Raw genomic sequence first — 25,142 nt, 5'->3', positions numbered from 1 at the left:
CTGCCGCTCCTCGCCAGGGCGCGAGTGGACGCGAACCGGGCTCTGTGCTCCGATCAGCGCCCGGTGCGGGTCCGCTCAGTGGAACGTGGTGCGGCGAGTGGACGCGAACCGGGCTCTCTGAGCAGGCCACAGCCCGAGACGGGTCGACTCGGCGAACAGCCCTCTCGGAAGTCCCACCCATGCTGATCGAGTAGCCCGCGGAGCGGTGCCCGTGCTGATCGAGTAGCCAGCGGAGCGGCGCACATGCTGATCGAGTAGCCCGCGGAGCGGGCGTATCGAGATCCACCAGCGCCCGACAGCAAGTCTGCAGACCACCCCTGCTGGCGATCGCGGGTCTCGATACGCCCCTGCGGGGCTACTCGACCAGCAAGGGACCCCAGGATCCGTTCCGCGAGATGCCACTTGTGCGCGCGACACGCCGTGCAAGGCGTGCACAAGTGGCATCTCGCGGAGGGGGTCAGACCGCCTGGGAGAAGGTGAGGGCCGCGTCCGCCAGGTGGCGCAGGTGCTCGGGGACCGGCAGCCCCTTCGACTCCATCGAGCGGGCCCAGAGGCGGCCGGCGCGGTAGGAGGAGCGGACGAGCGGGCCGGAGAGCACGCCGAGGAAGCCGATGTCCTCCGCCTCCTCCTTGATCGCGACGAACTCCTCCGGGTGCACCCAGCGGTCCACCGGCAGGTGCCGAGGAGTCGGGCGGAGGTACTGCGTGATCGTCACGATGTCGGTGCCGGCGTCGTGCAGGTCCTGCAGCGCCTGCGAGATCTCCTCGCGCTCCTCGCCCATGCCGAGGATGAGGTTCGACTTCGTGATGAGCCCCGCGTCGCGCCCCTGCGTGAGCACATCGAGCGAGCGCTCGTAGCGGAAGGCCGGCCGGATCCGCTTGAAGATGCGCGGCACCGTCTCGACGTTGTGCGCGAAGACCTCCGGCCGGGCGTCGAACACCCGCTGCAGGTGCTCCGCGCGCCCGGTGAAGTCGGGCACCAGGATCTCCACCCCCGTCCCCGGCGCCTGCGCATGGATCTGCCGGATCGTCTCGGCGTAGAGCCACGAGCCCTCGTCCGGCAGATCGTCGCGGGCCACCCCGGTCACCGTCGCGTAGCGGAGCTTCATCCGTGCCACCGACTCGCCCACCCGGCGCGGCTCGTCGGCGTCGTAGTCCGCAGGCTTGCCGGTGTCGATCTGGCAGAAGTCGCAGCGGCGCGTGCACTGCGAGCCCCCGATGAGGAAGGTCGCCTCGCGGTCCTCCCAGCACTCGAAGATGTTCGGGCAGCCCGCCTCCTGGCAGACCGTGTGCAGCTCCTCGTCCTCCACCAGCGACTGCAGCTGCCGGTACTCCGGGCCCATCACGGCCTTGGTCTTGATCCACTCCGGCTTGCGCTCGATCGGCGTCTCGGCGTTGCGGACTTCGAGGCGCAGCAGCTTCCGGCCGCCGGTCTCGGCGCTCACGCCGCGACCCCCGCGATCGCGTCCACGGCAGCGAAGGCGGGAGCCGCCTCCCGGAATCTCGCCTCGACCCGGTCGCGCACCGACTCCATCGGGGGCGCCTCGCCGCGCTCGCGCTCGACGGTGGTCACTCCGGCGTCGGCGATGCCGCACGGCACGATCCGGGAGTAGGGCTCGAGGCTGTTCGACACGTTGAGTGCGAAGCCGTGCATCGTCACGCCGTGCGCCACCCGGATGCCGATCGCGGCGATCTTGTCGGCGCCGTCGGCCCGGGGGATCCAGACCCCCGACCGCCCGTCGACCCGCACGCCGGCGACGCCCAGGTCGTCGAGCACGTCGATCAGCACGCCCTCGAGCGAGCGGACGTAGGCGACCACGTCGACCGGCTCGCGCAGCCGCACGATCGGATAGCCGACCAGCTGCCCCGGCCCGTGCCAGGTCAGCCGTCCGCCACGGTCGACGTCGACCACGGGGGAGCCGTCGACCGGCCGCTCGTGCGCCTCCGTCCGCTTGCCCGCCGTGTAGACGGCGGCGTGCTCGCAGAGCACCAGGGTGCCCGGCCGGACGCCCGCGACCACCTCGCCGTGCAGCCGGCGCTGCAGCTCCCAGCCGTCGCGGTAGTCCAGGGGATCCGCGGCGTCGCCCGCGAGCAGTGTCTCGATCACGCGGCCACCCTAGACGACTTCCTGCACTCGGTACAGTTAATCGTGTCCCGGCGCCGTCGTCCGACCCCCGGGCAGGCTCCGGTAGAATTCCCGGCATCATGGCTACTTTCGGCACCCTCTCCGATCGACTCGTCGAGACCTTCAAGAACCTGCGCACGAAGGGCAAGCTCTCGGCCTCGGACGTCGACGGCACCGTCCGCGAGATCCGGCGCGCGCTGCTCGACGCCGACGTCGCGCTCGACGTCGTCAAGGCGTTCACCGGCAAGATCCGGGAGCGCGCCCTCGGCGACGAGGTCAACAAGGCGCTGAACCCCGCGCAGCAGGTCGTGCAGATCGTCAACGAGGAGCTCGTCGCGATCCTCGGCGGCCAGTCGCGCCGCCTCGAGTTCGCCAAGCGCCCGCCGACCGTCATCATGCTCGCCGGCCTCCAGGGCGCGGGCAAGACGACCCTCGCCGGCAAGCTCGGCAAGTACCTCGGCAAGGACGGCCACACTCCGCTCCTCGTCGCGGCCGACCTCCAGCGCCCCAACGCCGTGCAGCAGCTGCAGGTCGTCGGCGAGCAGGCCGGCGTCGCCGTCTACGCGCCCGAGCCCGGCAACGGCGTCGGCAACCCGGTGAAGGTCGCGCAGAACGCGATCCGCTTCGCCACCGACAAGCAGTACGACACGGTCATCATCGACACCGCCGGCCGCCTCGGCGTCGACGCGGACATGATGAAGCAGGCCTCCGACATCCGACGGGTGACGAACCCCGACGAGGTCCTCTTCGTCATCGACGCGATGATCGGCCAGGACGCGGTCGCCACCGCGAAGGCCTTCCAGGAGGGCGTCGACTTCACCGGCGTCGTCCTCTCCAAGCTCGACGGCGACGCCCGGGGCGGCGCGGCCCTGTCGGTCGCCTCGCTCACCGGCCGCCCGATCCTCTTCGCCTCCACCGGTGAGGGCCTCGACGACTTCGAGCAGTTCCACCCGGACCGCATGGCGAGCCGCATCCTCGACCTCGGTGACGTCCTCACCCTCATCGAGCAGGCGCAGAGCGCCTTCGACGAGGACGAGGCGCGCAAGATCGCCGAGAAGATCATGGGGGACACGTTCACCCTCGACGACTTCCTCGGCCAGATGCAGCAGCTGCGCAACATGGGCTCGATCAAGAAGATGATCGGCATGCTGCCCGGCGCGAAGGGCATGCGCGAGCAGCTCGACCAGTTCGACGAGCGCGAGATCGTGCGCACCGAGGCGATCATCCAGTCGATGACCAAGGCCGAGCGGGTGAACCCGAAGCTGCTGAACGGCTCGCGGCGCCTCCGCATCGCGCGCGGCTCCGGCATGACCGTGACCGACGTCAACCAGCTCGTCCTGCGCTTCGACCAGGCCGCCAAGATGATGAAGACCGTGGCGAAGGGCGGCATGCCGAACGTCCCCGGCATGGGTCCCGTGCCCGGCGCCGGCTACCAGGGCCGCCCGAAGCCGCAGAAGAAGAAGAGCAGCAAGTCGGGCAACCCGGCCAAGCGCGCGGCGGAGAACGCGGCGATCACCTCCGGTCCGCAGTCCACGAACGCGGGCGGCTCGGGCTTCGGCCTCGGCGGCGGCTCCGGTGCGGGCGCGCAGCCCACTCCGGAGGAGCTGGAGCAGCTGCAGAAGCTCCTCGGCCGATGAGGGGCCTGCGCGCCGGTCTCGCGGTCGCCGCGGCGGCCGCGCTGGCCCTCGGGCTGGCCGGCTGCTCCGAGGGCTCGGGAGTCGACGCCGCGTCGGCCCCGTCGCCGGACGAGCTCGTCGGCCGCTGGGTCACGGGGGTGTCCTACGAGTCGCCCGACGTCCCGTTCCTGCTCCTCGCCGGGGACGGCACCTGGACCGGCTCCGACGGCTGCAACGGCGTGCAGGGCGAGTGGTCGATCGACGGCGAGGGCTCGCTGACCGTCGACGCCGGCCCCAGCACGATGATGGCCTGCGACGGCGTCGCCCTGCCGATGATCTTCGCCGACGCGATGATGGCCTCGATCGACGGCGGTCGCCTCCGCCTCTTCGACGCCGACGGCGCCACCACCGTCAAGCTCGCCCGCTCCACCAGCGACGACGCCCCCACCGCGTCCCCCGACCCGGCCGGCGAGTAGCCGCGCCGGTCGGATCTCGATACTCCCGCTGCGCGGCCTACTCGATCAGCATGGGCCCGCCTCATGCTGGTCGAGTAGCCCCGAAGGGGCGTATCGAGACCCACCACCGTCATCCCCAGAGCCGTGCGGTCCGCCCGCCGCGAGGTCTAGCGTGAAGGCATGACAACCGCTTCTCCGCGCCCCGTCCGCATCGGCGTCCAGATCGCTCCGCAGCACGTCTCCTACGAGGTCATCCGCGACACGCTCGCCGAGCTCGAGGACATCGGCGTCGACATCGCCTTCAACTGGGACCACTTCTACCCGCTCTCCGGCGAGCCGGACGGCCTGCACTTCGAGGGCTGGAGCATGCTCGCCGCCTGGGCCGAGCAGACCAGCCGCATCGAGTTCGGCCCGCTCGTCACCTGCAACAGCTACCGCAACCCCGACCTCCTCGCCGACATGGCCCGCACCGTCGACCACATCAGCGCCAAGGGCGCCGAGGGCCGCCTGATCTTCGGCATCGGCTCCGGCTGGTTCGAGCGCGACTACCAGGAGTACGGCTACGAGTTCGGCACCGCCGGCTCGCGCCTGGACGAGCTCTCCGAGGCCATGCCCCGCATCCGCGCCCGCTGGGACAAGCTCAACCCCGCCCCCACCCGCGACATCCCCGTGATGATCGGCGGCGGCGGCGAGAAGAAGACCCTCCGCATCGTCGCGGAGCACGCCGACATCTGGCACAGCTTCTCCGACGTCCCCACCCTCGAGCGCAAGCTCGGCGTCCTCGCCGACTGGTGCGGCCGCGTCGACCGCGACGTCGACGTCATCGAGATCTCGACCGGCGCGAGCGTCCGCGGGGGAGTCGGCGACGCCTCCTTCGGCGTGCTCGACCAGCAGTTCGACCTCGGCGCCCGCCTTTTCACGCTCGGCATCACCGGCCCGGACATCGACCTCCAGCCCGTGCGCGACCTGCTCTCCTGGCGCGACGGCAAGAACAGCACCACCCGCTGAGCGGATCCCCGGGGTCAGTCGGGCGCGTCCGTCGCCCGCTGATCACCGGGGATCGCCTGCGCGAGCCCGACCTTCTCCGCCGCCAGCACGAAGGCGTCCGCGAGCGCGACCTGGCCCTCCGCCGTCGGGTGCACGCCGTCCTCGGCGAGCAGGCCGTCGGCACGCAGCGGATCCGGGTACTCCAGCGAGATCCCGCCCGCCGCGTCCACGGCGTCCACCAGCGCCGCGTCGTACGCGTCCAGGTCCTCCGGCCGCGGGTCCGGCCCCCACACCGAGTCGAGCGCGATCAGCCGTGCCGACGGGGACGCCTGGGCGATCGCCTGCACCGCCGGGCCCATCGCATCCGCGACCTCCTCCGGCGTCCAGCCGAGGTCGTTGCTGCTGGCGATCAGCACGATCGCGTCGGGCCGGGTGTCGGCGATCTCCTCGGCCCGGTCGCCGATCGCCACTCCGCAGTCGCCCGGCTCGATGAAGCCGCCGCCGTCGCAGCCCAGGTTGTCCACGGTCCAGCCGAGGTCGTCGCCGACCAGCGCGGGCCACGCCTGCCCGGGGTCGAGCCCCAGACCGCGGACGATGCTGTCGCCGACGATCGTCACGCGCGCGCCGGCCGGCAGTGCGCCGCCCAGGGCGAGGGGAGCGGAGTCGGACAGCGGATCGGAGGTCGTTGACGGCGCGGCGGTGGCCGACGCCGTGGCGGTCGCCCTCGCTCCGGCGGGGGCGCCGCTGGCGCTCGAGCAGCCGGCGAGAGCCAGCACGCCGGCGCCGAGCAGCGCCGCGCCGGCCAGGAGCCGTCGGGTCATGCCCGCGGGTCCTTGAGCCCGTCGCGCAGCTCGCCCGCGAGCGCGCGGACCACGGCCTTCAGATCGCCGTCGTTCTCGGCCGCGGTGCGCAGTTGGCGCTGGTAGCTCGCGCCCGCCACGAGGATGAGCTCCACATCGGCCAGCTCCGCCGTGCAGTCGAGGCGCTCGGCCACCGGCGCGAGGGTCGTGAGCAGATCGCGGATGTCGTCGGTGACGAGCCGCTCGTTGCCGGCCGCGTCGAGGATGATCTCGGCGTCGAGCCCGTAGCGGGCGGCGCGCCACTTGTTCTCCCGGACGTACCAGGGCTGCATCGTCGCGAGGGTCCCGCCCTCGTCGAGCTGCGTGGAGAGGTGCTCGACCAGGCACTGGATCAGCGCCGCGACCGCGCCGATCTCCTCCGGCGAGGACAGCCCGTCGCACGCGCGCATCTCGATCGTGCCCCACTGCGGCGAGGGGCGGATGTCCCAGCGGACCTCGGTGTGGTCGTCGATGACGCCGGTGCGCATCATGTCGTCGACGTACTCCTCGTAGTTCGCCCAGGCGCCGAACTGCGGCGGCAGGCCGGCAGTGGGCAGCTGCTGGAACATCAGCGCGCGGTTCGAGGCGTAGCCGGTGTCGACGCCGCCCCAGAACGGGCTCGACGCGGAGAGCGCCTGCAGGTGCGGATAGTAGTCGAGGAGCGAGTTGAGGATCGTGAGGACCTTGTCGCGGTCCTCGATCCCCACGTGCACGTGGATGCCCCAGATCATCATGTTGCGACCCCACCACTGGGTGCGGTCGATGAGCCGGTGGTACCGCTCCTTGTCGGTGATGGTCTGGTCGTACCACTGCGCGAAGGGGTGCGAGCCGGAGCAGACGAGGTCCAGGCCCATCGGGTCGGTGATCTCGCGCACCTGGCGCAACTGGTCCTGCAGGTCGGCGACCGCGTCGCGGACGGTGCGGTGCACGCCGGAGACCAGCTCGACCGTGTTCTTCAGCAGCTCGCCGGTGATCCGCGGGTGCGGCGACCCGTCCTCGCCGCGGAGCGCCTCGAGCACGACGTCGGCGACGTTGGCGAGATCGCCCGTCTGCCGGTCGACGATGGCGACCTCCCACTCGATCCCGAGGGTGGAGCGGTCGGATTCGGCGAAGGTGATCTCCATGACGGCGTCCTCGTCAGTCGGGCGTCCGCCGGGTCGGGACGCGCCCCCACATCCTCGCATCAGAGACCGGAGCGGACGCCGAGTGACGGCTCTCCGTGTCGGCGCCGCAGGGCGCGGGTTTTTCTGGCAGAATGATCCGTCGGGTCCGAGGCGGTCGACCCTCTACTCACCGCCGAAGAAACCCCCTCGAGCTTCCGGCCGGGTGTGCCCCCACGCTCACGGCTCAGTTCATCCATCATCGACCTCACGGTCAACGACCACACAGGAGAATTGTGGCTGTCAAGATTCGTCTGAAGCGCCTCGGCAAGATCCGAGCGCCCTACTACCGCATCGTCGTCGCCGACTCGCGCACCAAGCGCGACGGCCGCGTGATCGAGGAGATCGGTCAGTACCACCCGACCGAGCAGCCCTCGTTCATCAAGGTCGACTCGGAGCGCGCGCAGTACTGGCTCGGAGTCGGCGCGCAGCCGACCGAGCAGGTCGCCGCGATCCTCAAGCTGACCGGCGACTGGGGCCGCTTCAAGGGCGACGCCGACGCCGTCAGCACCGTCCAGGTGAAGGAGCCCAAGGCTCCGTTCGTCGTCGACGCGAAGAAGAAGCCGGTCCTCAAGCCGAAGTCCGAGGCTCCCGCCAAGGCCACCGCGCCCGAGGCGCCCGCCGCCGACGAAGCCTCCACCGAGGCGTAGTCCGTGCTCGCTCCCGCCGTCGAACACCTCGTCAAGGGGATCGTCGAGAACCCCGATGAGGTCCAGGTCGTGGCTACGAGCTCCCCGCGCGGAGAGGTCCTCGAGGTGCGCGTGCACCCCGAGGACCTCGGCCGCGTGATCGGACGTTCCGGTCGCACCGCCAAGGCCGTCCGCACTCTCGTCGCTGCCCTCGCCGACGGGCGACGCGTGCGCGTCGACGTCGTCGACACCGACAAGTAGGGTGGCGGCCCCCGCAGCGGGCACGACGCAGCTCCGCGTCGCCCGACTCACCAAGGCCCACGGGCTCAAGGGCGCGATCAAGCTCGAGCTCTACACCGACGAGCCCGACAAGCGCTTCACCCCCGGCGCCTCCTTCACGCTCCAGGTGCCCCGCACCTCCGAGTGGCACGGCAAGAAGCTCGAGCTCGTCGAGCTGCGCTGGTACAACAGCCACCCCGTCGCGTTCTTCAAGGGCATCGCCGACCGCGACGCCGCCGAGACCCTCCTCAAGGCGATCCTCTGGATCGACGAGGAGGTGCAGACCGAGCCCGGCGACGACGACTCCTGGTACGACTACCAGCTGGTCGGCATGTCGGTCGTCCGCGACGGCCGCGAGGTGGGCACGGTCCGCCGCGTCGACCACTTCCCCGCGCAGGACCTCCTGATCGTCGGCACGCCGTCGGGCGAGGTGATGGTCCCGTTCGTGAACGCGATCGTCCCGTCCGTCGATCCGGTCGCCGGCGTCGTCACCGTCACGCCGCCGATCGGCCTCTTCGAGGAGGCTCCCGAGGAGGAGCCCGCCGAGGTGGACCTCAGCGGCATCGACCTCTCCGATCCCGAGCTGGCCGCGGCCGCTCCGGTCGAGGAGGAGGACGAGTCCGCCGATGCCGAGTCGGTCGATGCCGGGTCCGCTGACGCGTCCGACGACTCCGCCGCTCCCGCGACCCCGGACTCCCAGGAGGAGCCGCGGTCGTGAGGATCGACATCGTCACGATCTTCCCGGAGTTCTTCGGCGTCCTCGACATCAGCCTGCTCGGGCGCGCGCGCCAGAGCGGGCTGATCGAGCTCGGCGTGCACGACCTCCGCTCCTTCACCCACGACCGGCACCGCACCGTCGACGACACGCCCTACGGCGGCGGCGCCGGCATGGTGATGCGGCCCGAGCCGTGGGGCGAGGCGTTCGACACGATCCTCGACTCCGCCGCGGACCCCGTGGTGATCTTCCCCTCGCCCGCCGGCGAGGTCTTCACCCAGGCCACCGCGCGCGAGCTCGCGCAGGAGTCGTCCCTCGTCTTCGGCTGCGGCCGTTACGAGGGCATCGACCAGCGCGTCGTCGACCACACCGCCGAGCGCGCCCGCGTGCGGATGATCAGCCTCGGCGACTACGTCCTCAACGGGGGAGAGGTCGCCGTGATGGCGATGATCGAGGCCGTCGGCCGCCTCGTGCCCGGCGTCGTCGGCAACCCCGCGAGCCTCGTCGAGGAGAGCCACTCGGACGGACTGCTCGAGTACCCGAGCTACACCAAGCCGGCCTCCTGGCGCGGCCTCGACGTCCCCCCGGTGCTGCTCAGCGGCAACCACGGAGCGATCGCCGCCTGGCGCCACGAGCAGAGCGTCGAGCGCACCCGCCGCGTCCGCCCGGAGCTCCTGCCCTGACCCACCTCCGCGAGATGCCACGTGCGTACGCCTCCCTCGGCGTGTCGGGTCCCCCAGTGGCATCTCGCGACTGCACGCCTGGCCCGACCTCGCGAGATGCCACTTGTGCACGCTTTCTGCGGCGTGTCGCGCTCATACGTGGCATCTCGCGGCGGGGATCAGGGCTCGCGGGCCAGAGTCAGGTGGCGTTCGCGGAGGGCGAGGAAGAGCGGGAAGGCGAAGGCCAGGGCGACCAGCGGTGCGAGCAGGACGAGGATCCAGACCCGCTTCATGCCGACACGGCGCCCCTCGACCACCATGAAGGCGACCGCAGCGATCGCCACCACCAGCAGATCCGTCGTGATCGACGAGATCGCCGGACCGCCGCTCGACAGGTCACCGAGGAAGTCGACGCTCTCCAGCACCGCCCGGACGTTGTAGGTCCAGGTGCCGACGAGGCCGGCGACGGCGAGCACCAGGTAGATCACGGCGGGCGGCGTCCAGCCGCGGCGCAGCCGGCTCATCGCGCGACCTCGACGGAGGCGCGGAGGACCGCCACCACTCCCGCGACCGCGAGGGCGAGCACGACCGCGCCGCCGACGGCGAGGGTGAGCGCATCCGGAGCCACGATCGACTGCCCGCGCATCGCCTGCCAGCAGGTCAGCGCGACGACGGCGGCCCAGGCGAGTGCCGCGAGCGCGACGAGCCGGAATCGGAGGGTCGCGTCGCCGAGCAGCCGCACCCGCGTCGCCAGCCGCGCGAGCGCGAAGGCCGGCAGCGGCAGCCCCTGCAGCGCGTGCATCCCGAGGAAGTGCGGGATCCGCAGATCGCCGCCCGTGGTGCTCCAGCCGAGCAGCGGCAGTCCCGCGCCACCGTCATCCACGCCGACCGCGTGCGCACCGACGACTCCCTGGTACTCCGAGAGCTGCGAGGCGGTCGGTCCGGTCATCAGGAAGGCGAGCGCCATCCCGACGAGTCCGATCACGAGGCCGGCCCGGACCGCGAGGGTGAGCGAAGGGTCGCCGAGCGGCACCCGCGCCAGGAGCGCCGCGAGCACCAGGGTGACCAGCCAGACGACGACGATCGAGACCGCCATCGCCGCCCACAGCGCCGAGTGCAGCGGCGTCGCGACGTTGAAGTGGCTCGTGACGCCCACCGCCGCGGCGCCGCCGATGACGACCATCTCGATCGCCAGACCCGCGACAGCGACGCTGCCGAGGATGCGCGCGAGTCGCCGGCGGCGCTCGGGGACGAGGCCGATCAGCCAGGCGAGGGTCAGCGCGTAGACGGCGATGGAGAGGCAGAACTTCAGCGGCTTGGCCCAGAGCGGCTGCCCGCCGAGCTCGCGCGGGTCGACGAGCAGGAGCACGAGGCAGGCCAGGACGCCGACGGCCATCGCCGCGGCGAGGACGAGGAGCGGGCGGTGCGGGCGGGCGGGGGCCGCTGCGGCACGCTCCGGACGCTGGATCGTGGCGGTCATCGCGCCACCTCGGCGATCTCTCGCGCCGCGACGTGCTCGGAGGCGGACGCCGCCCCCTGTCGGTCCCCGAACCTCCGCTGCGTCTCGCGGGCCTGGGCGACCCGGCGCATCGACTGCAGCACGACGTCGCCGAGGGCCGTGCCCACCGCCGCGATCGACGTCTGCTCGCTCACGCTGCTGCGGGCCTCGAGCTCGTCCAGGTCCGCGCTGGCGACGATCGCCGCCGCCCGGGCGTAGGCGGCGAGCCAGGACGGCGTCATCCCGCCCCCGGAGAGCTCGAGGGCGTCGAGGGCTCGGGCCGCCGTCCGCACCGCCGGGTGCTCGCAGTAGTCGTCGCCGACCACCGACCGCACCCGCTCGAGTGCCTCGTCCGAGGCGACGGCCTCGGAGTCGACGTTCGCGGAGACGACGTCCTGCGCCACCTCGAACGCAACCGCCGGGGGAGCGCCCTCGTCCAGCACGGCCGTGATCCGCTTCGCTCCCGCGATGCCGACTCCGCCGCTCTCGATCAGCGCGCGGAGCAGGCGGAGCCGGGCGAGGTGCTCATCGCCGTAGTCGGAGCGCTGCGGCCCGCACGCCCTGCCCGGTGGCAGCAGACCCTCGCGGATGTAGTACTTGATCGTGGGCAGGCTGACACCGCTGAGGCGGCTGAACTCCGAGACTCGCATGCGGATAGTATCGCTATCGGATACTGTTGCTGTCCAGCGATCAGTCCAAGAACGTCCCGGGTCGCGGTCAGGCGCGGAGGGAGGTCAGTCCCGCGCGGAGAGGACGATGTTGCCCGTCTGGGTGATCGCGATCGTGTGCTCCATGTGCGCGCCGCGCGAGCCGTCACGGCTGCGGAGGGTCCAGCCGTCCTTGTCGGTGTAGATCTCGTCGGTGCTCTGCAGGAACCACGGCTCGATCGCGACGACGAGGCCCGGGCGCAGCGGGTAGCCGCGGCCGGCGCGGCCGTCGTTCGCGATGTGCGGGTCGCCGTGCATGGTGCGGCCGACGCCGTGGCCGCCGAAGTCGGTGTTGATGCTGAGCCCCTCGGCACGGGCGACCGCGGCGATGGCGGCGGAGATGTCGCCGATCTTCTTGCCGGGCTGTGCGGCGGCGATGCCCGCCTCGAGCGCGCGGGTCGTGGTGTCGACCAGCTTCAGGTCCTCCGGTCGCGGGGTGCCGACGGCGACGGTGATCGCGGAGTCGGCGACCCAGCCGTCGACGGAGGCGGCGAAGTCGAGTGTCAGCAGGTCGCCGTCGCGCAGCCGGTAGTCGAAGGGGAGGCCGTGCAGCACGGCGTCGTTCACCGACGTGCAGATCACCTTGCCGAAGGGGCTGGCGCCGAACGAGGGGTGGTAGTCGATGTAGCAGGACTCGGCGCCCGCGGAGCGGATCATGTCGTGCGCGAGGCGGTCGAGCTCGAGCAGGTTGACGCCCACGGCGGCCGCGGCGGACGTCGCCTTCAGCACCTCGGCGACGAAGCGGCCGGCCGGGCGCATCTCCTCGATCTCGGCGGGTGTGCGCAGCTCGATCATGCTGATCCTCTCGGTGCTCGCTGAGGTGATCTTCAGCGCTCGTGGGTACCGTCGGTGCATGCGCACGAGACGGGCTTTCGGTTCCTGGCTGTACCCGGCGGCGGTCGTCCTGCCGCTCTGGATCCTCCTGGGGTACGGACTCTTCGGAGGATCGAGCGGCTGGACCGTGCTCGGCCTGGTCATCGCCCTCCCTATTCTGGCGGTCGCTCTGGCCGTCGTCGCGAGCGTCGTGGCGTTTCGAGTGACCGTGCGGCCGACGAGGGCCCCCGCCTGGGGCGACGTCGCCGCGCTCGGGGCCTGGCACGCCTCGCTGATCGCGTTCGGCTTCTTCCCCCCGGGAGCGTGGGCGCTCGGCCTGCTCTCGATCCTGCTCGGCGTCGTCGCGTTCGGCCACTCCGTCTGGCGCTTCTTCACGGATGCGCGGGCGACGCTCCTCGCCTTCGCCGCGGCCGCCGAGGTGCAGGCCCAGGGCGGCCCGCAGCCGCAGCCCGTGACGGACGAGCGCTTCGACCCGGAGCGCCCCCAGGACGGCCAGACGATCGTCCTCTGAGGCGACGCGCCGGTCCCGCCGCGCCTCCGGCTCCTCCGCCGATCCCCCAAAAGTTGCGGTACTCGCGCCCGACTACCGCAACTTCTGCGTACTGGCGAGACCCCGCGGGTCGGTCCCGGCGTCGAGTCCTTGAAAGTTGCGGTAGTCGACGTCGACTACCGCAACTTCTGCGGAATGGGGGCCTCGTCCGCCACCCCGCGGGCCCGTCGCTTTGACGCACGCTCCGGCGCCATGGCAGAATGAGCGCTTGTGCCTCGCGCAGGCTCTGCCACAGGGGAGCCGCGACGACGTGGGCACGACCGACTTCCATCAACGAAACGGTGTTCGACCTGTGGCGGGCACGGAGAGCGATACAGCATGCACATCCTCGACTCACTCGATGCGGCGTCACTCCGCACCGACATCCCCGAGTTCCGCGCCGGCGACACCGTCAAGGTGCACGTCAACATCGTCGAGGGCACCCGCTCGCGCATCCAGATCTTCCAGGGCGTCGTCATCGGCCGCTCGAACGAGGGCGTCCGCGAGACCTTCACGGTCCGCAAGGTCAGCTTCCAGGTCGGCGTCGAGCGCACCTTCCCGGTCCACTCCCCGGTGATCGACCACATCGAGGTCGTCACCCGCGGTGACGTGCGTCGCGCGAAGCTCTACTACCTCCGCAACCTCCGCGGCAAGAAGGCGAAGATCAAGGAGAAGCGCGACTCCTGAGCGGCGTCCGCACAGCGATTCCCGGACCCCGGCCCATCTATGATGGACCGGGGTCCGACCCTTTTCCGGGGCCGCTCGACCCCGCCCGGGGGCACGTCCGGCCTCGAGACGCACAGACCCCGGCGGACCGCCGCCACGGGTGAACCACAGTAGGGGCCACGGCACGCGATGACAGACAGCACGGCCCCGGTGACGCTCCCGCAGGACGGCGCCCGCCACTCCGCCGGACCGGACGACCAGCGGCCGCGCCGCCGCCGCCGCGGCGTGCTCCTCTTCCTCCGCGACGTGCTGATCATCGTCGTCGTCGCCGTCCTGGTGTCCTTCCTGGTCAAGACGTTCCTCATCCGCTCGTTCTACATCCCGTCGTCGTCGATGGAGCAGACGCTGGTCGAGAACGACCGCATCCTCGTCAACGAGCTGGTCCCCGGCGTCGTCCCGATCTCCCGCGGCGACGTGGTCGTCTTCCGCGATCCGGGCGGCTGGCTCTCGCCGACCACCGAGCCCGAAGTGCCCGCCTTCCAGGCCGCGATCGACTCCGCCCTCGCGCTCGTCGGCCTCACCGCGCCCGACAGCAACGACCACCTGATCAAGCGCGTCATCGGCCTGCCCGGCGACCACGTCACGTGCTGCACGCCGCTCGGTCAGATCGAGATCAACGGCAACCCGATCTCGGAGCCGTACGTGAAGCTCCCCGACGGCGTCCAGGCCGTCTCGGCGACCCCCTTCGACGTAGTCGTGCCCGAGGGCTCGCTCTGGGTGATGGGCGACAACCGCTACAACTCCGCCGACTCCCGCTACAACACCGACAAGCCGGGCAACGGCTTCGTGCCGATCGACAACGTCGTCGGCCGCGCGATCCTGGTCACCTGGCCGGTGCAGCAGTGGGCCTGGCTGGACGACTACCCGTCGGTCTTCCGCGGCGTCGACACCGAGGCGTCCGACGAGCAGTCGGGGGACGACCGGACCAGCGCGGGCGGGCGCTAGGTGGTCGTCGCCGACCCGGACCTCCGCGAGGAGCGCCGGCTCTTCCGCCAGGGCTACGAGAGCGTCATCGGCTGCGACGAGGTCGGCCGCGGGGCGATCGCGGGCCCGGTCTCGGTCGGCGTCGTCGCGATCGGCTCGCGCTGCGGCCGCTTCCCGGAGGGCCTGCGCGACTCGAAGATGCTCGCCCCGGCGCGTCGCGAGGCGCTGCTGCCCGGCGTGGTGAAGTGGGTGTCCGGCTGGGCGATCGGCGAGTCGTCCGCCGACGAGATCGACGACACCGGGATCATCGCGGGCCTCGGCCGTGCGGCCTCGCGCGGCATCGAGCGCCTCGTCGACCAGGGCGTGGAGCTGTCCCGCGCCGTCGTGCTGCTGGACGGCAAGCACGACTGGCTGACGCCCGCGCTCGGCCCGTGGGCGGCCGAGCTGACGATCGTCACCCGGATCAAGGCCGACCGCGACTGCGCCTCCGTCTCGGCCGCGTCGGTGCTGGCGAAGGTCGGCCGTGACGGCCAGATGGTGCGCCACCACGACGACTTCGCGGACTACGCCTGGGACAGCAACAAGGGCTACGGCAGCGCCGCGCACTGGGCGGGGCTCGACCGCGTCGGGCCGTCGCCGCTGCACCGGGTGACGTGGCTGTCGCGCTCGCGCGAGGCGGGAGCGGACGCCGTCTCTGCGTAGGGCGGTCCCGGCGGAGGGTCGTGTCGCGTAGAATCGGGAGACGATGGATGACGACGAGTTCGAGGACTACGACCGCGAGGTCGAGCTGGCACTGTACCGGGAGTACCGCGACGTCGTCTCGCAGTTCTCGTACGTCGTCGAGACCGAGCGGCGCTTCTACCTCGCCAACGAGGTCGAGCTGGTCCGCCGCGACACCGAGCACGACTTCTACTTCGAGCTGACCATGCGCGACGTGTGGGTCTGGGACGTCTACCGCTCCGACCGCTTCGTCAAGTCCGTCCGCGTCCTCACCTTCAAGGACGTCAACGTCGAGGAGCTCTCCCGCAAGGAGTTCGAGCTCCCGAAGGAGCTCGCCCTCGACGAGTAGGGCCTCCCTGCTCCGGCGCTGAGGAGCGCCTCCGGCGCGCCGCTCTCCCGCCCGCTGGTCGGGCAGCCCAACGCGCGGCGTGTCCTCCTCGGCGGCTGCCTCCTTCATGCCGGCGGCGCCTCCTCCTCGGACGCCGCCCCCTTCGTGCCAGCGGTGCCTCCTTCTCAGAGGCCGCCTCCCTTCATGCTGGTCGAGTAGTCGCCGGAGGCGGCGTATCGAGACCCACGGCCGTCCGCAGGACGCCTCCGTGCATGTCCCGCCCGCAGCCGATCGTCCGTGTCACTCCGGCAGGATCCCGAGCTCCGCGAGCCGCACCGCCCGCCCCGTCTCGAGCGAGCGGTTCCCGGCGACGCCGACCGCGATCGAGCGGAGCCCGTCGCGGTAGTCGGCCGCCCGTCCGAGCGGATCGTCGCCGGCTCCGCGGAAGAGGTCGCTCAGCATCCGCTCGTCCCCGCCGCCGTGCGCTCCCGCGGCGCTCGGGATCGGGATCTCCGACGCCGCCTCCCAGTGCCGCTGCAGGAGCAGGCGCTCCCCGTTCGGCCGCAGTCCGTAGGCGTCCGCCGCCGCGCCCGTGGCGGAGCGGTCGACCGCGATCCGGCCGTCCTCGTCGGGCAGCACGGCGCCGCGCTCGACCACGTCGAGCTCCACCCGACCGAGGGTGCCGTTGATCGCGACGCGGTAGCCCTCCCACGGGGAATGTGCGTGGAGCGCGTAGCTCAGCGTCGCGCCGCCACGGTAGTCGACGATCAGAGCCAGGTTGTCCTCGATCGTGATGCCCGGATCGAAGGCGGACCGGTCGCGGCGGTAGCCGTCGTGGTGCTCGGCGTCGAGGTAGAGGGCGCTCAGGCGCGCATCCCGCCGCAGGTCCAGGGCGAACCGGTCGTCGGCCGAGGCGTCGTCGCTCCCGCGGTCCTGGCTGACGCTGCGCTCGTGGCGCTCGGCGTTCGCCGCTCCGTAGAACCGGAGCCCGCCGGAGGCGAAGACCCGCTCGGGCACGTCGTCGAGCCACCAGTTGACCAGGTCGAAGTGGTGCGAGGCCTTGTGCACGAGCAGTCCGCCGGAGACCGTCTTGTCGCGGTGCCAGCGGCGGAAGTAGTCGGCGCCGTGCGAGGTGTCGAGGAGCCACTCGAACGAGAGCGACGTGACGGTGCCGATCGCCCCGCTCGCCACCAGCTCCTTCAGGGCCGAGTTGCGCGGCGAGTAGCGGTAGTTGAAGGTGACCACCGGGATGCGGCCGGTGGCGCGGGCCGACTCCGCGACGAGCCGGGCGCCGGCCTCGTCGATGGTCAGCGGCTTCTCCACGACGACGTCCACTCCGGCGCGCAGGCAGCGGTCGAGGAAGCCGGCGTGGGTGGCGTCGGGCGTGGTCACGATCACGCGGTCGACGCGCTCCTCGGCGAGGACGCTCTCGAGGTCGTCCGGGCCGCTGAGCCGAGGGCGCGCGGGAGCGCCGTGGCGCAGCGCCGCCTCCGCCGCGTACTCGGCCCGCGTGGGGTTGAGCTCGACGACCGCGACGAGCTCGGCCACCTCCGCGTGGGGTCCGGCGATGGCCCGGATGTACATCTCGGCGCGGTGGCCGGAGCCGATCAGGGCGTAGCGGAGGCGGGAGGTCGGCATGTCGGGGGAGTCCTTCGGTCGGGGCGTGGGCTTCCGTCGGTCGAGGATCCGCCGCGGGCGGCGTCTCGGGACCTGCCCCACCGTCGCACACGCGCATGTCAGCGCAGTGACGGGCCGGCTGATCCGCCTCCACCGCGACCGATCGCGTGATCCTTCCCCAGATCCGCCGCCCACCGCCCCATCGGATTCCGACCTCCGCGACTCTTCCCCCGGGAGGTTCTGCATGGACAAGGACGAGTTGGGCCGTCGCGGTGAGGACATCGCTGCGGCGCACCTGAGGGAGCGCGGTTTCGAGATCCTCGACCGCAACTGGCGAGTGCGCGAAGGGGAGTTGGACATCGTGGCGCGGGAGGGTTCGGCGCTGGTGGTGGTGGAGGTGAAGACGCGGTCGTCGACGCGGTTCGGGTTGCCGATCGAGGCGATCACGCGGGTGAAAGCGCAGCGGCTGCGGCGGCTGGCGTATGCGTGGGCGCGGGCGCACGACGAGCGGTCGCGCCATCTGCGCATCGATGCGGTCGGGATCGTCGCTCCGGACGGTGTGGCGTCGCAGGTGCGGCACGTGCGGGCGGTGGCGTGATGGGGCTGGGGAGGACGTCCGCGGTCGGGCTGGTCGGTTTCACCGGTGCGGTGGTGGGGGTGGAGGCGCATTCGGCTGATGGCACTCCGGGGATGGTGATCATCGGTCTGCCGGATGCGGCGCTGTCGCAGGCGAAGGAGCGGGTGCGGTCCGCGGCGATCAACTCGGGCAGCGGGATCGCGGAGTACAAGATGACGGTGAATCTGTCGCCGGCGGCGATGCCGAAGCACGGGTCCGCGTTCGATCTCGCGATCGGGCTCGCGGCTCTGGCGGCGCTGGGGGAGGTGAACCGGGAGTCGGTCGCCGCGGTCGTGCACATCGGCGAGCTCGGGCTCGACGGGCGACTGCAATCGGTGCCGGGCGTTCTGCCCGCGGTGCTCGCCGCCGCCCGAGCCGGCCGATACAGGGTGATGGTGCCCGAGGACGACCGGCTCGAAGCGGAGCTGGTGGACGGGGTGGACGTCATCCCGGTGTCGTCCCTGGCGGAGGCCGCGGTCTGGCACGGGGCGGAGTGGGACGTGCCGGTCCTGCCGGAGCGCACTGCTGCGCCTCCTGCCGTTCGTGAGCCTGAGTCGCGCCTCGACTTCGCGGACGTGATCGGCAACGAGGAGGCGGCGTCCGCGATGGTCGCCGCAGCGGCGGGCGGGCACCACGTGTTCCTGCTCGGTCCGCCCGGAGCGGGGAAGACGATGCTCGCCTCGCGCCTGCCCGGGATCCTGCCGGACCTCGACGACGAAGCGGCGCTCGAGGCGACCTGCATGCGCTCCCTCGTCGGGGAGCACACCGGCGGCACCCTCGTCCGCCGTCCGCCGTTCGAGAGCCCGCACCACTCCGCATCCGCCGCAGCGATCGTCGGCGGGGGCAGCGGGAGGATCCGCCCGGGAGCCGTCGCACGCGCGACCCGAGGCGTCCTCTTCCTCGACGAGGCTCCGGAGTTCTCCGCCGTCGCCCTCGACGCGTTGCGGCAGCCGCTCGAGTCGGGCGTGATCCGCATCCACCGCGCGAACACCTTCGCGGAGTACCCGGCCCGCGTGCAGCTCGTGCTCGCTGCGAACCCGTGCCCCTGCGGGCGCCACGGCATCCGGGGTGAGATCTGCACGTGCTCGCCGCCGGTGCGACGCCGTTATCTGGCGCGGCTGAGCGGTCCGCTGCTCGACCGCGTCGACATCCGGCTCACGGTCCGACGCATCGGGGCGGCGCAGCTCGCCGTCCGCCGCGATGAGCCGGGGCTCTCGACGGCGCAGGCCCGCGCGCGGGTGGTCGCCGCGCGGGCCCGCGCTCGGGAGCGCTTGGCAGGCACCCCGTGGTCGGTGAACGCCGAGGTGCCCGGCGCCTGGCTCCGCGCGAGCCCGCAGCGCCCGACCGCCCGCGAGTCGAGCACCCTCGACCTGGCGCTGGAGCGCGGGCTGGTGACGATGCGCGGCTACGACCGCGTGCTGCGCCTCGCCTGGACGCTCGCCGACCTCGACGAGGTCGACCGCCCTGCTGCGAGTCACCTCGCCCGCGCACTGATTCTGCGGGGAGCGGGCTCGTGACGGCCGTCGCCGAGCTGTTCGACCGGACCGAGACGCGCCTCGTGCGGCGGTTGCTTCCCGAGGACAGCGAGTCCGATCCGGTGGAGGCACTCGCCCGTGCCGCGTGGTCCTCGCTCGCCGAGCCGGGCGACGCGGTGGCGGGGACGCTGATCGAGCGATTCGGTGCGGGTGGTGCGCTCGCGCAGGTCGTGGGGACGCTCTCGGCGCGGGAGATCCTCGCGGAGTCGGCGGCGGCGGAGGCGCATCGGGTCGAGGCCGGATCTGTGGATGATGCTGCCGTCGCGATCGGCGGCAACGACGATTCGGGTGACTCGACAGGTGATGAGGAGTCCGATGGCGACGAGTCGCGCAGCGGAACGAGGGTCCTCGCCGCCGGCCTGACGCGCTGGCGGCCCCGCGTCGACCGAGCCCTGCTGCGTCGCCGCCTGGAGATCGCGCATCGCCTCGACGCCCGCCTGCTGCTGCCGGGCTGCGACGGCTGGCCGCTGCCGCTGGCAGACCTCGGCGAGCACGCGCCGTTCGTGCTCTGGAGCCGCGGTGATCCGCTCGCGCTCGCTGCTCCGCACCGGCTGGCCGTCGTCGGCGCCCGCGCCGCGACCGGCTACGGGGAGCACGTCGCGGCGGACCTCGCCGCCGGCGCCGCCGAGCGCGGCGTCCTCATCGTCTCCGGAGCCGCCTTCGGCATCGATGCGGTCGCGCACAAGGCGGCCCTCGGCGCGGGCGGACGCACCGTCGCCTTCCTCGCGGGCGGCTCCGACCGTCTCTACCCGACGGCGCACACCGACCTTCTGCACCGCGTCATTGCGACGCCCGGCTGCTCGGTGGTGACCGAGGTGCCGCCGGGCACCACGCCGACGCGCAGGCGCTTCCTGCAGCGCAACCGGCTGATCGCCGCATCGACTGCCGCGACGGTCGTGGTGGAGGCGGGTGCTCGCTCGGGGTCGCTGAACACCGCCGGCCATGCGGCGGCGCTGGGGCGGCCGCTCGGTGCCGTGCCCGGTCCGGTGACGAGCGCCTCCTCGGCGGGCTGCCACCGGCTCCTCCGGGAGTACGCCGCGACCTGCGTGACCTCGGCTTCGGAGGTCGTCGAGCTGCTCGGCATGTCCGCGGTGCTCGCTGCTGCGCCGGAGGTCTCACGGACGGCGTCGCGCGTCCTGGACGTCCTCCGCTCGGACGGTGCTCACGAGACCGAGGCGCTCGCGCAGCGCTCCGGCCTGTCCGTCCCCGAGACGCTCGATCTACTCGGGACCTGCCTCGCGACCGGGCTCGTCCAGCGCGACGCGGAGGGGAGGTGGCGGGCAGCCGCATGAGGACCAGCGGCGCCGATCGGCGTCGCGGTCGCCGTCCACGGCAGCGCGAAGACGGTAGGCCACACGAGTTCACGCCTTGGGAGAGCCGCCGCTCGAACCGACCGCCGCCGTTCGCTGCCGGCGCTGTCGGCGGTGCGCCCTACGCTGACAACAGAGCAGCGAGGGGAGCCGCATGGGCGACGAGACGACGACGAGGACGCAGCCGGAGCATCCGCAGCTCGGGCACTTCCGGGCCGCCGACCGGGTGATCGCGCACCTCAGCGACCCGCACTTCCTCGCGGAGGGCGCTCCGCTCTACGGGCGCGTCGACACCGTCTTCCGGCTCGAGCAGGCGGTCGCGCGGCTCGTCGAGCGCGGCGGTCGGCTCGACGCGATCCTCGTCACCGGGGACGTCGCCGACCGCGGCGAGGAGGACGCCTACCGGCGGGTGAAGGACGTGCTCGATCCTTTGGGCGAGCGGTTCGCCTGCCCGATCGTCTGGGTGATGGGCAACCACGACGAGCGCGGCGCGTTCCGCCGGATCCTCCTCGACCAGGAGCCGGGCGATGTGCCGACCGATACCCCGATCGACCAGGTCGTCGACCTCGGCGGGCTCCGGCTCATCGCGCTCGACAGCGCGGTGCCCGGCTACCACCACGGCGCGCTGACCGGCGAGCAGCTCGAGGCCCTCGCCGCCGAGCTCGCGACACCCGCCCCGCTCGGCACGATCCTCGCCCTGCACCACCCGCCGCTGCCGACTCCGCTCGGGGCGATGACCGTGCTCGAGCTGCGCGGGATGGACCGGCTGGAGGAGGTGGTGCGCGGCACGGATGTGCGCGCGATCCTCGGCGGGCACCTGCACTACCCCACGGCCGCGACCTTCGCCGGCGTCCCCGTCCTCGTCGCGGGAGCGACCAGCTACACGATGGACCTCGGCGCCCCGGAGCGCGAGCTCGCCGGGATCGACGGGGCGCAGAGCTTCTCGCTCGTGCACGTGCACCCGGAGACCGTCGTCACCTCGCTGGTCCCCAGCGCGACCGCGCCGATCGCCACCCGCTTCGGCACCGACCTGATCGAGAAGCTCGAGATCCTCGACGAGCAGGGCCGCATCGACCTCTGGTCGCGGATGCCGAGCACCGATGGCTGACACGCCTCCCGCAGGCCTGCCCTCGCGCGGGGAGCCGCTGGCCGGTGCCGTCGAGGACTTCCTCCGCTACGTCCTCGACGAGCGCTCCCTCTCACCCGCCACGGCCCGCGGCTACCGGGCAGACCTCTCGACTCTCATCGACTTCGCCGCGAGCCGGAGGCAGCCGATGCTCGCCCAGCTCGACCTCGAGCTGCTGCGCGACTGGCTCTGGCACGAGTCGCAGACCGGCGTGGCCCGCGCGACCCTCGCCCGGCGGACCGCGGCCGTCCGCTCCTTCTCCTCCTGGGCGCAGCGCTCCGAGCGCCTCCCGATCGACGTCGCCGCGCGCCTGCGGACCCCGAAGGGCGGGCGCCCGCTGCCGCGCGTGCTCACCGAGCCGCAGACCGAGCACCTGATCGACGTCGTCGCGGCGCGGGGGGCGACCGAGGACCCGGTGGCGCTGCGCGACCTGGCGATCATCGAGCTGCTCTACGCGTCCGGCATCCGCGTCTCCGAGCTCGTCGCGATCGACGTCGGCGACCTCGACCTGAGCCGGCTCACCGTGCTCGTCACCGGCAAGGGGAGCAAGCAGCGCGTCGTGCCGTTCGGTGTGCCCGCGAAGGAGGCGCTCATCGCCTACCTGGAGAAGGCCCGGCCGCAGCTTCTCCCGGACGCGGAGACCGGCGCGAGCGGCACGGGCACCTCGGCCCTCCTGCTCGGACGCCGCGGCGCCCGCCTCACCCCGCGCACCGTCTACGGCGTCGTCGCCCGGCTCCTCGACGGCGGCCAGGGCTCCGGCCCCTCCGGCCCGCACACCCTCCGGCACACCGCCGCGACGCACCTGCTCGACGGGGGAGCGGACCTCCGCGCCGTGCAGGAGCTGCTCGGCCACGCGAGTCTCGGCACCACCCAGATCTACACCCACGTCTCGACCGAGCGGATCCGCGAGGCCTACCGCCTCGCCCACCCGCGCGCCTGAGACCGCCACGGCGCCCGCAGCCACAGGCGGCACCCCGTCCATCGGCAGCAGCACCGCCCGCGGGATCCCGCCGAAGAACCGCATCGGATTCACGTACTCCCCGTCCTCGCGCACTCCGAGGTGCACGCACGACCCGTCGCAGTGCCCGCCCGCGCCCACCGCGCCGATGACGTCCCCGGCGCGCACCTCCTGGCCCTCCGCGACGGACGGCTCGACCGGCTCCACGCTCGACACCAGTCCGCCGGCGTGCGCGATGCTGACCACGCTCCGGTCGACCACCCGCCCCGCGAACGACACCCGCCCGTCCGCCACGGCCCGCACCGGTGCTCCCGCCACCGCGGCGAGGTCGATCCCGCGGTGACCCGCCGCGTAGCGATGCGCGGGCGCTCGCCACGGCTCGACCACGGAGAACCCGTCCACCGGCGAGGTCCAGAGCATCGCGGCGAGCAGAGCGAGCATCGGGAACACGTTCGGGCGGAGGAGGAGGTGGGAGACCATGCGGACACCCTCGCCGTCCGTCGACCGCCGTGGGGGACTCGCGGCCCGACCGGGGGAGAAACTCCCGAGGGCGGCGGCTGTGGAGGAGTGACTCGGAACACCGCCCGGCACAACCCGTCCCGGCGGTTTGGCAGGCGGGAGTAACGTGCCTGTGATCCGGAGCGGGCGCGGAGACACCGCACCCACCGGCGGCGAGAATCGGAGACGACCATGACCAGCGGACGATCTGACAGCATCCCGAACCCCTCGGCGGCGAAACTGAAGAGGAAGGTGATCGGTCTCGCCATCGCGGCGGCGGTCGGCGGCTTCCTCTTCGGCTTCGACTCCTCGGTGGTCAACGGAGCGGTCGAGGCGGTGCAGGGCGAGTTCGAGCTGTCGGCCGCGCTGATCGGCTTCGCCGTGGCGTCCGCGCTGCTCGGCTGCGCGCTCGGCGCGTACCTCGCGGGTCGCCTCGCCGACCGCTGGGGACGCATCAAGGTGATGCTTCTCGGCGCCGGCCTGTTCTTCATCTCCTCGATCGGCGCGGGCGCGGCCTTCGCCGTCTGGGACCTCGTCCTCTGGCGCATCGTCGGCGGCCTGGGCATCGGCATCGCCTCGGTGATCGCCCCCACCTACATCTCCGAGATCGCCCCGAAGGCGATCCGCGGGGCGCTCGCGTCGCTGCAGCAGCTCGCGATCACGCTCGGCATCTTCGCCGCTCTGCTCTCGGACACGATCATCGCGGAGGGCGCCGGCGGCGCGTCCGAGCCCTACTGGTTCGGCGTCGCCGCGTGGCGCTGGATGTTCATCGCCTGCGCCGTCCCCGCCGTGATCTACGGTCTGCTCGCCCTGACGCTGCCGGAGTCGCCGCGCTACCTCGCCACGCGGGGCCGCTCGGAGGACGCGCGCAAGGTCCTCGCAACGGTCACCCCGCGCGACGAGGTGGACGAGGCGCTGGCCGACATCCAGAAGAAGATCGACGAGGACGCCGAGAACGCCCAGCGCTCGAGCCTGCGCGGACCGGCGCTCGGCCTGCTGCCGGTGGTCTGGGTCGGCATCCTGCTCTCGGTGTTCCAGCAGTTCGTCGGCATCAACGTGATCTTCTACTACTCGACCTCGCTCTGGAGCGCGGTCGGCTTCGACGAGTCGAACTCCTTCGCGATCTCGGTCTTCACCTCCGTGGTCAACGTCGTGGTCACCTTCGTCGCGATCTTCCTGGTGGACAAGGTCGGCCGGAAGCCGCTGCTGCTCGTCGGCTCGGCGGGCATGGCGATCTCGCTCGGACTGATGGCGCTCGCCTTCAGCCAGTCGACGATCAGCGGCGAGGACGTCTCGCTGCCCGGTGCCTGGGGTCCGATCGCGCTGGTCTCGGCCAACGCCTTCGTCGTCTTCTTCGGCGCGACCTGGGGCCCGCTGGTCTGGGTGCTGCTCGGCGAGATCTTCCCGAACCGGATCCGCGCCGCCGCCCTGGGCCTCGCCGCCTCGGCGCAGTGGATCGCCAACTTCGCCATCACGGTGACCTTCCCGATCCTGTCGCAGGACGTCTCGCTGACCCTCGCCTACGGCCTCTACGCGGCGTTCGCGGCGATCTCGCTCTTCTTCGTCTTCATGTTCGTGCCGGAGACCAAGGGCCGCTCGCTGGAGGAGATGGACACCCTGCACATCCGCACCGTGATGAAGTCCGCGCGCAAGTAGCGCCCCACCTCGCGACACCGACGGCCGCCCTCCCGCACCCGCGGGGGAGGCGGCCGTCCTGGTGCTAGGCTTCTCGGAGCACCTCGCTCGTCGG

General features: G+C 72.2%; 27 protein-coding genes and 1 pseudogene. 18 read left to right on the top strand and 10 right to left on the bottom strand.

Annotated features, from left to right (window positions below; genetic code table 11):
* Nucleotides 1-457: 457 nt before the first annotated feature.
* Nucleotides 458-1,444: a lipoyl synthase gene (gene lipA / locus HQQ86_RS01080; protein WP_173285752.1), complete on the bottom strand. Its 987-nt coding sequence runs from the start codon at nt 1,442-1,444 to the stop codon at nt 458-460.
* A complete protein-coding gene (gene lipB, locus HQQ86_RS01075; protein WP_367948502.1) occupies nt 1,441-2,106 on the bottom strand; it encodes a lipoyl(octanoyl) transferase LipB in 666 nt (221 codons plus the stop codon). Before lipB ends, lipA begins: the two co-directional genes overlap by 4 nt.
* A 98-nt stretch (nt 2,107-2,204) precedes the next feature.
* On the opposite strand from lipB, the gene ffh reads away from it, so the two are divergent.
* The 3 genes from ffh to HQQ86_RS01060 all read left to right on the top strand — a co-directional run bounded on the left by ffh (nt 2,205) and on the right by HQQ86_RS01060 (nt 5,203).
* Nucleotides 2,205-3,761 (top strand): signal recognition particle protein, encoded by a 1,557-nt coding sequence (gene ffh / locus HQQ86_RS01070; RefSeq protein ID WP_173285750.1) that lies wholly within the window; start codon nt 2,205-2,207, stop codon nt 3,759-3,761.
* Nucleotides 3,758-4,216: an META domain-containing protein gene (locus HQQ86_RS01065; RefSeq protein WP_173285748.1), complete on the top strand. Its 459-nt coding sequence runs from the start codon at nt 3,758-3,760 to the stop codon at nt 4,214-4,216. The genes ffh and HQQ86_RS01065 overlap by 4 nt, the downstream gene beginning before the upstream one ends.
* 159 nt (nt 4,217-4,375) lie before the next feature.
* Entirely contained in the window at nt 4,376-5,203 is an 828-nt protein-coding gene (locus HQQ86_RS01060) for an LLM class F420-dependent oxidoreductase (protein ID WP_173285745.1), read from the top strand.
* Nucleotides 5,204-5,217: 14 nt separating this feature from the next.
* Here HQQ86_RS01060 and HQQ86_RS01055 read toward each other — a convergent pair whose 3' ends face one another.
* On the bottom strand, nt 5,218-6,003 hold the full coding sequence (locus HQQ86_RS01055) for an SGNH/GDSL hydrolase family protein (protein ID WP_173285743.1): 786 nt from the start codon (nt 6,001-6,003) through the stop codon (nt 5,218-5,220).
* Entirely contained in the window at nt 6,000-7,145 is a 1,146-nt protein-coding gene (locus HQQ86_RS01050) for a glutamate--cysteine ligase (protein ID WP_173285741.1), read from the bottom strand. The genes HQQ86_RS01055 and HQQ86_RS01050 overlap by 4 nt, the downstream gene beginning before the upstream one ends.
* 272 nt (nt 7,146-7,417) lie before the next feature.
* Between HQQ86_RS01050 and rpsP the strand changes: the two genes are divergently transcribed.
* The 4 genes from rpsP to trmD are packed head-to-tail and all read left to right on the top strand — an operon-like array spanning nt 7,418 to nt 9,487.
* Nucleotides 7,418-7,831: a 30S ribosomal protein S16 gene (gene rpsP, locus HQQ86_RS01045; RefSeq protein ID WP_123445713.1), complete on the top strand. Its 414-nt coding sequence runs from the start codon at nt 7,418-7,420 to the stop codon at nt 7,829-7,831.
* A gap of 3 nt (nt 7,832-7,834) precedes the next feature.
* On the top strand, nt 7,835-8,071 hold the full coding sequence (locus HQQ86_RS01040) for an RNA-binding protein (protein ID WP_173285739.1): 237 nt from the start codon (nt 7,835-7,837) through the stop codon (nt 8,069-8,071).
* Nucleotide 8,072: 1 nt separating this feature from the next.
* Nucleotides 8,073-8,807, top strand: a complete 735-nt coding sequence (gene rimM / locus HQQ86_RS01035; RefSeq protein ID WP_173285737.1) for a ribosome maturation factor RimM — start codon at nt 8,073-8,075, stop codon at nt 8,805-8,807.
* Entirely contained in the window at nt 8,804-9,487 is a 684-nt protein-coding gene (gene trmD / locus HQQ86_RS01030) for a tRNA (guanosine(37)-N1)-methyltransferase TrmD (protein ID WP_173285735.1), read from the top strand. Before rimM ends, trmD begins: the two co-directional genes overlap by 4 nt.
* A 158-nt stretch (nt 9,488-9,645) precedes the next feature.
* Here the strand turns inward: trmD and HQQ86_RS01025 are convergent, their stop codons facing one another.
* The 4 genes from HQQ86_RS01025 to map form a co-directional block, all read right to left on the bottom strand.
* Complete coding sequence (locus HQQ86_RS01025) at nt 9,646-9,990, bottom strand: DUF2834 domain-containing protein (RefSeq protein ID WP_173285733.1); 345 nt, start codon at nt 9,988-9,990, stop codon at nt 9,646-9,648.
* On the bottom strand, nt 9,987-10,946 hold the full coding sequence (locus HQQ86_RS01020; RefSeq protein ID WP_173285731.1) for a hypothetical protein: 960 nt from the start codon (nt 10,944-10,946) through the stop codon (nt 9,987-9,989). Before HQQ86_RS01020 ends, HQQ86_RS01025 begins: the two co-directional genes overlap by 4 nt.
* Nucleotides 10,943-11,614, bottom strand: coding sequence for a MerR family transcriptional regulator (locus tag HQQ86_RS01015; RefSeq protein ID WP_173285729.1), 672 nt, complete (start codon nt 11,612-11,614; stop codon nt 10,943-10,945). The genes HQQ86_RS01020 and HQQ86_RS01015 overlap by 4 nt, the downstream gene beginning before the upstream one ends.
* Nucleotides 11,615-11,698: 84 nt before the next feature.
* Nucleotides 11,699-12,466: a type I methionyl aminopeptidase gene (map, locus tag HQQ86_RS01010; RefSeq protein ID WP_173285727.1), complete on the bottom strand. Its 768-nt coding sequence runs from the start codon at nt 12,464-12,466 to the stop codon at nt 11,699-11,701.
* Between the two features lie 58 nt (nt 12,467-12,524).
* Between map and HQQ86_RS01005 the strand changes: the two genes are divergently transcribed.
* The 5 genes from HQQ86_RS01005 (at nt 12,525) to HQQ86_RS00985 (ending at nt 15,753) form a co-directional block, all read left to right on the top strand.
* The gene (locus HQQ86_RS01005; RefSeq protein ID WP_173285725.1) at nt 12,525-13,016 is read left to right on the top strand and encodes a hypothetical protein; all 492 of its coding nucleotides are present in this window, start codon (nt 12,525-12,527) and stop codon (nt 13,014-13,016) included.
* A 357-nt stretch (nt 13,017-13,373) separates the two neighbouring features.
* Complete coding sequence (rplS, locus tag HQQ86_RS01000) at nt 13,374-13,721, top strand: 50S ribosomal protein L19 (RefSeq protein WP_123445722.1); 348 nt, start codon at nt 13,374-13,376, stop codon at nt 13,719-13,721.
* 168 nt (nt 13,722-13,889) lie between these two features.
* On the top strand, nt 13,890-14,705 hold the full coding sequence (gene lepB, locus HQQ86_RS00995; protein ID WP_173285723.1) for a signal peptidase I: 816 nt from the start codon (nt 13,890-13,892) through the stop codon (nt 14,703-14,705).
* A complete protein-coding gene (locus HQQ86_RS00990; RefSeq protein WP_173285720.1) occupies nt 14,706-15,386 on the top strand; it encodes a ribonuclease HII in 681 nt (226 codons plus the stop codon).
* 43 nt (nt 15,387-15,429) lie between these two features.
* The gene (locus tag HQQ86_RS00985) at nt 15,430-15,753 is read left to right on the top strand and encodes a DUF2469 family protein (RefSeq protein ID WP_160088897.1); all 324 of its coding nucleotides are present in this window, start codon (nt 15,430-15,432) and stop codon (nt 15,751-15,753) included.
* Nucleotides 15,754-16,032: 279 nt separating this feature from the next.
* Here HQQ86_RS00985 and HQQ86_RS00980 read toward each other — a convergent pair whose 3' ends face one another.
* A complete protein-coding gene (locus HQQ86_RS00980; protein WP_173285718.1) occupies nt 16,033-17,370 on the bottom strand; it encodes a Gfo/Idh/MocA family oxidoreductase in 1,338 nt (445 codons plus the stop codon).
* Between the two features lie 223 nt (nt 17,371-17,593).
* Here HQQ86_RS00980 and HQQ86_RS00975 point away from each other — a divergent pair, with 223 nt between their 5' ends.
* The 5 genes from HQQ86_RS00975 to HQQ86_RS00955 all read left to right on the top strand — a co-directional run bounded on the left by HQQ86_RS00975 (nt 17,594) and on the right by HQQ86_RS00955 (nt 22,876).
* A complete protein-coding gene (locus HQQ86_RS00975; protein ID WP_173285716.1) occupies nt 17,594-17,947 on the top strand; it encodes a YraN family protein in 354 nt (117 codons plus the stop codon).
* Nucleotides 17,947-19,482, top strand: a complete 1,536-nt coding sequence (locus tag HQQ86_RS00970; protein ID WP_173285714.1) for a YifB family Mg chelatase-like AAA ATPase — start codon at nt 17,947-17,949, stop codon at nt 19,480-19,482. Before HQQ86_RS00975 ends, HQQ86_RS00970 begins: the two co-directional genes overlap by 1 nt.
* A complete protein-coding gene (dprA, locus tag HQQ86_RS00965; protein ID WP_367948501.1) occupies nt 19,479-20,792 on the top strand; it encodes a DNA-processing protein DprA in 1,314 nt (437 codons plus the stop codon). The genes HQQ86_RS00970 and dprA overlap by 4 nt, the downstream gene beginning before the upstream one ends.
* 172 nt (nt 20,793-20,964) lie before the next feature.
* Complete coding sequence (locus tag HQQ86_RS00960) at nt 20,965-21,918, top strand: phosphodiesterase (RefSeq protein ID WP_173285712.1); 954 nt, start codon at nt 20,965-20,967, stop codon at nt 21,916-21,918.
* Nucleotides 21,911-22,876 carry a tyrosine recombinase XerC gene (locus HQQ86_RS00955; protein WP_173285710.1) on the top strand — a complete coding sequence of 322 codons (966 nt, stop codon included), beginning with the start codon at nt 21,911-21,913 and terminating at the stop codon, nt 22,874-22,876. The genes HQQ86_RS00960 and HQQ86_RS00955 overlap by 8 nt, the downstream gene beginning before the upstream one ends.
* Nucleotides 22,877-23,020: 144 nt before the next feature.
* Here the strand turns inward: HQQ86_RS00955 and HQQ86_RS21060 are convergent.
* Nucleotides 23,021-23,314 (bottom strand): annotated as a pseudogene (locus HQQ86_RS21060) (peptidoglycan DD-metalloendopeptidase family protein); the annotation flags it as partial.
* A 270-nt stretch (nt 23,315-23,584) separates the two neighbouring features.
* On the opposite strand from HQQ86_RS21060, the gene HQQ86_RS00945 reads away from it, so the two are divergent.
* Complete coding sequence (locus tag HQQ86_RS00945; RefSeq protein WP_173285708.1) at nt 23,585-25,048, top strand: sugar porter family MFS transporter; 1,464 nt, start codon at nt 23,585-23,587, stop codon at nt 25,046-25,048.
* Nucleotides 25,049-25,142 lie beyond the last annotated feature (94 nt).

Origin of the sequence: Rathayibacter sp. VKM Ac-2857, assembly GCF_013205025.1 — a bacterium.
Classification (GTDB): Bacteria; Actinomycetota; Actinomycetes; order Actinomycetales; family Microbacteriaceae; genus Rathayibacter.
This window is presented reverse-complemented; position numbering and strand designations above follow the sequence as displayed.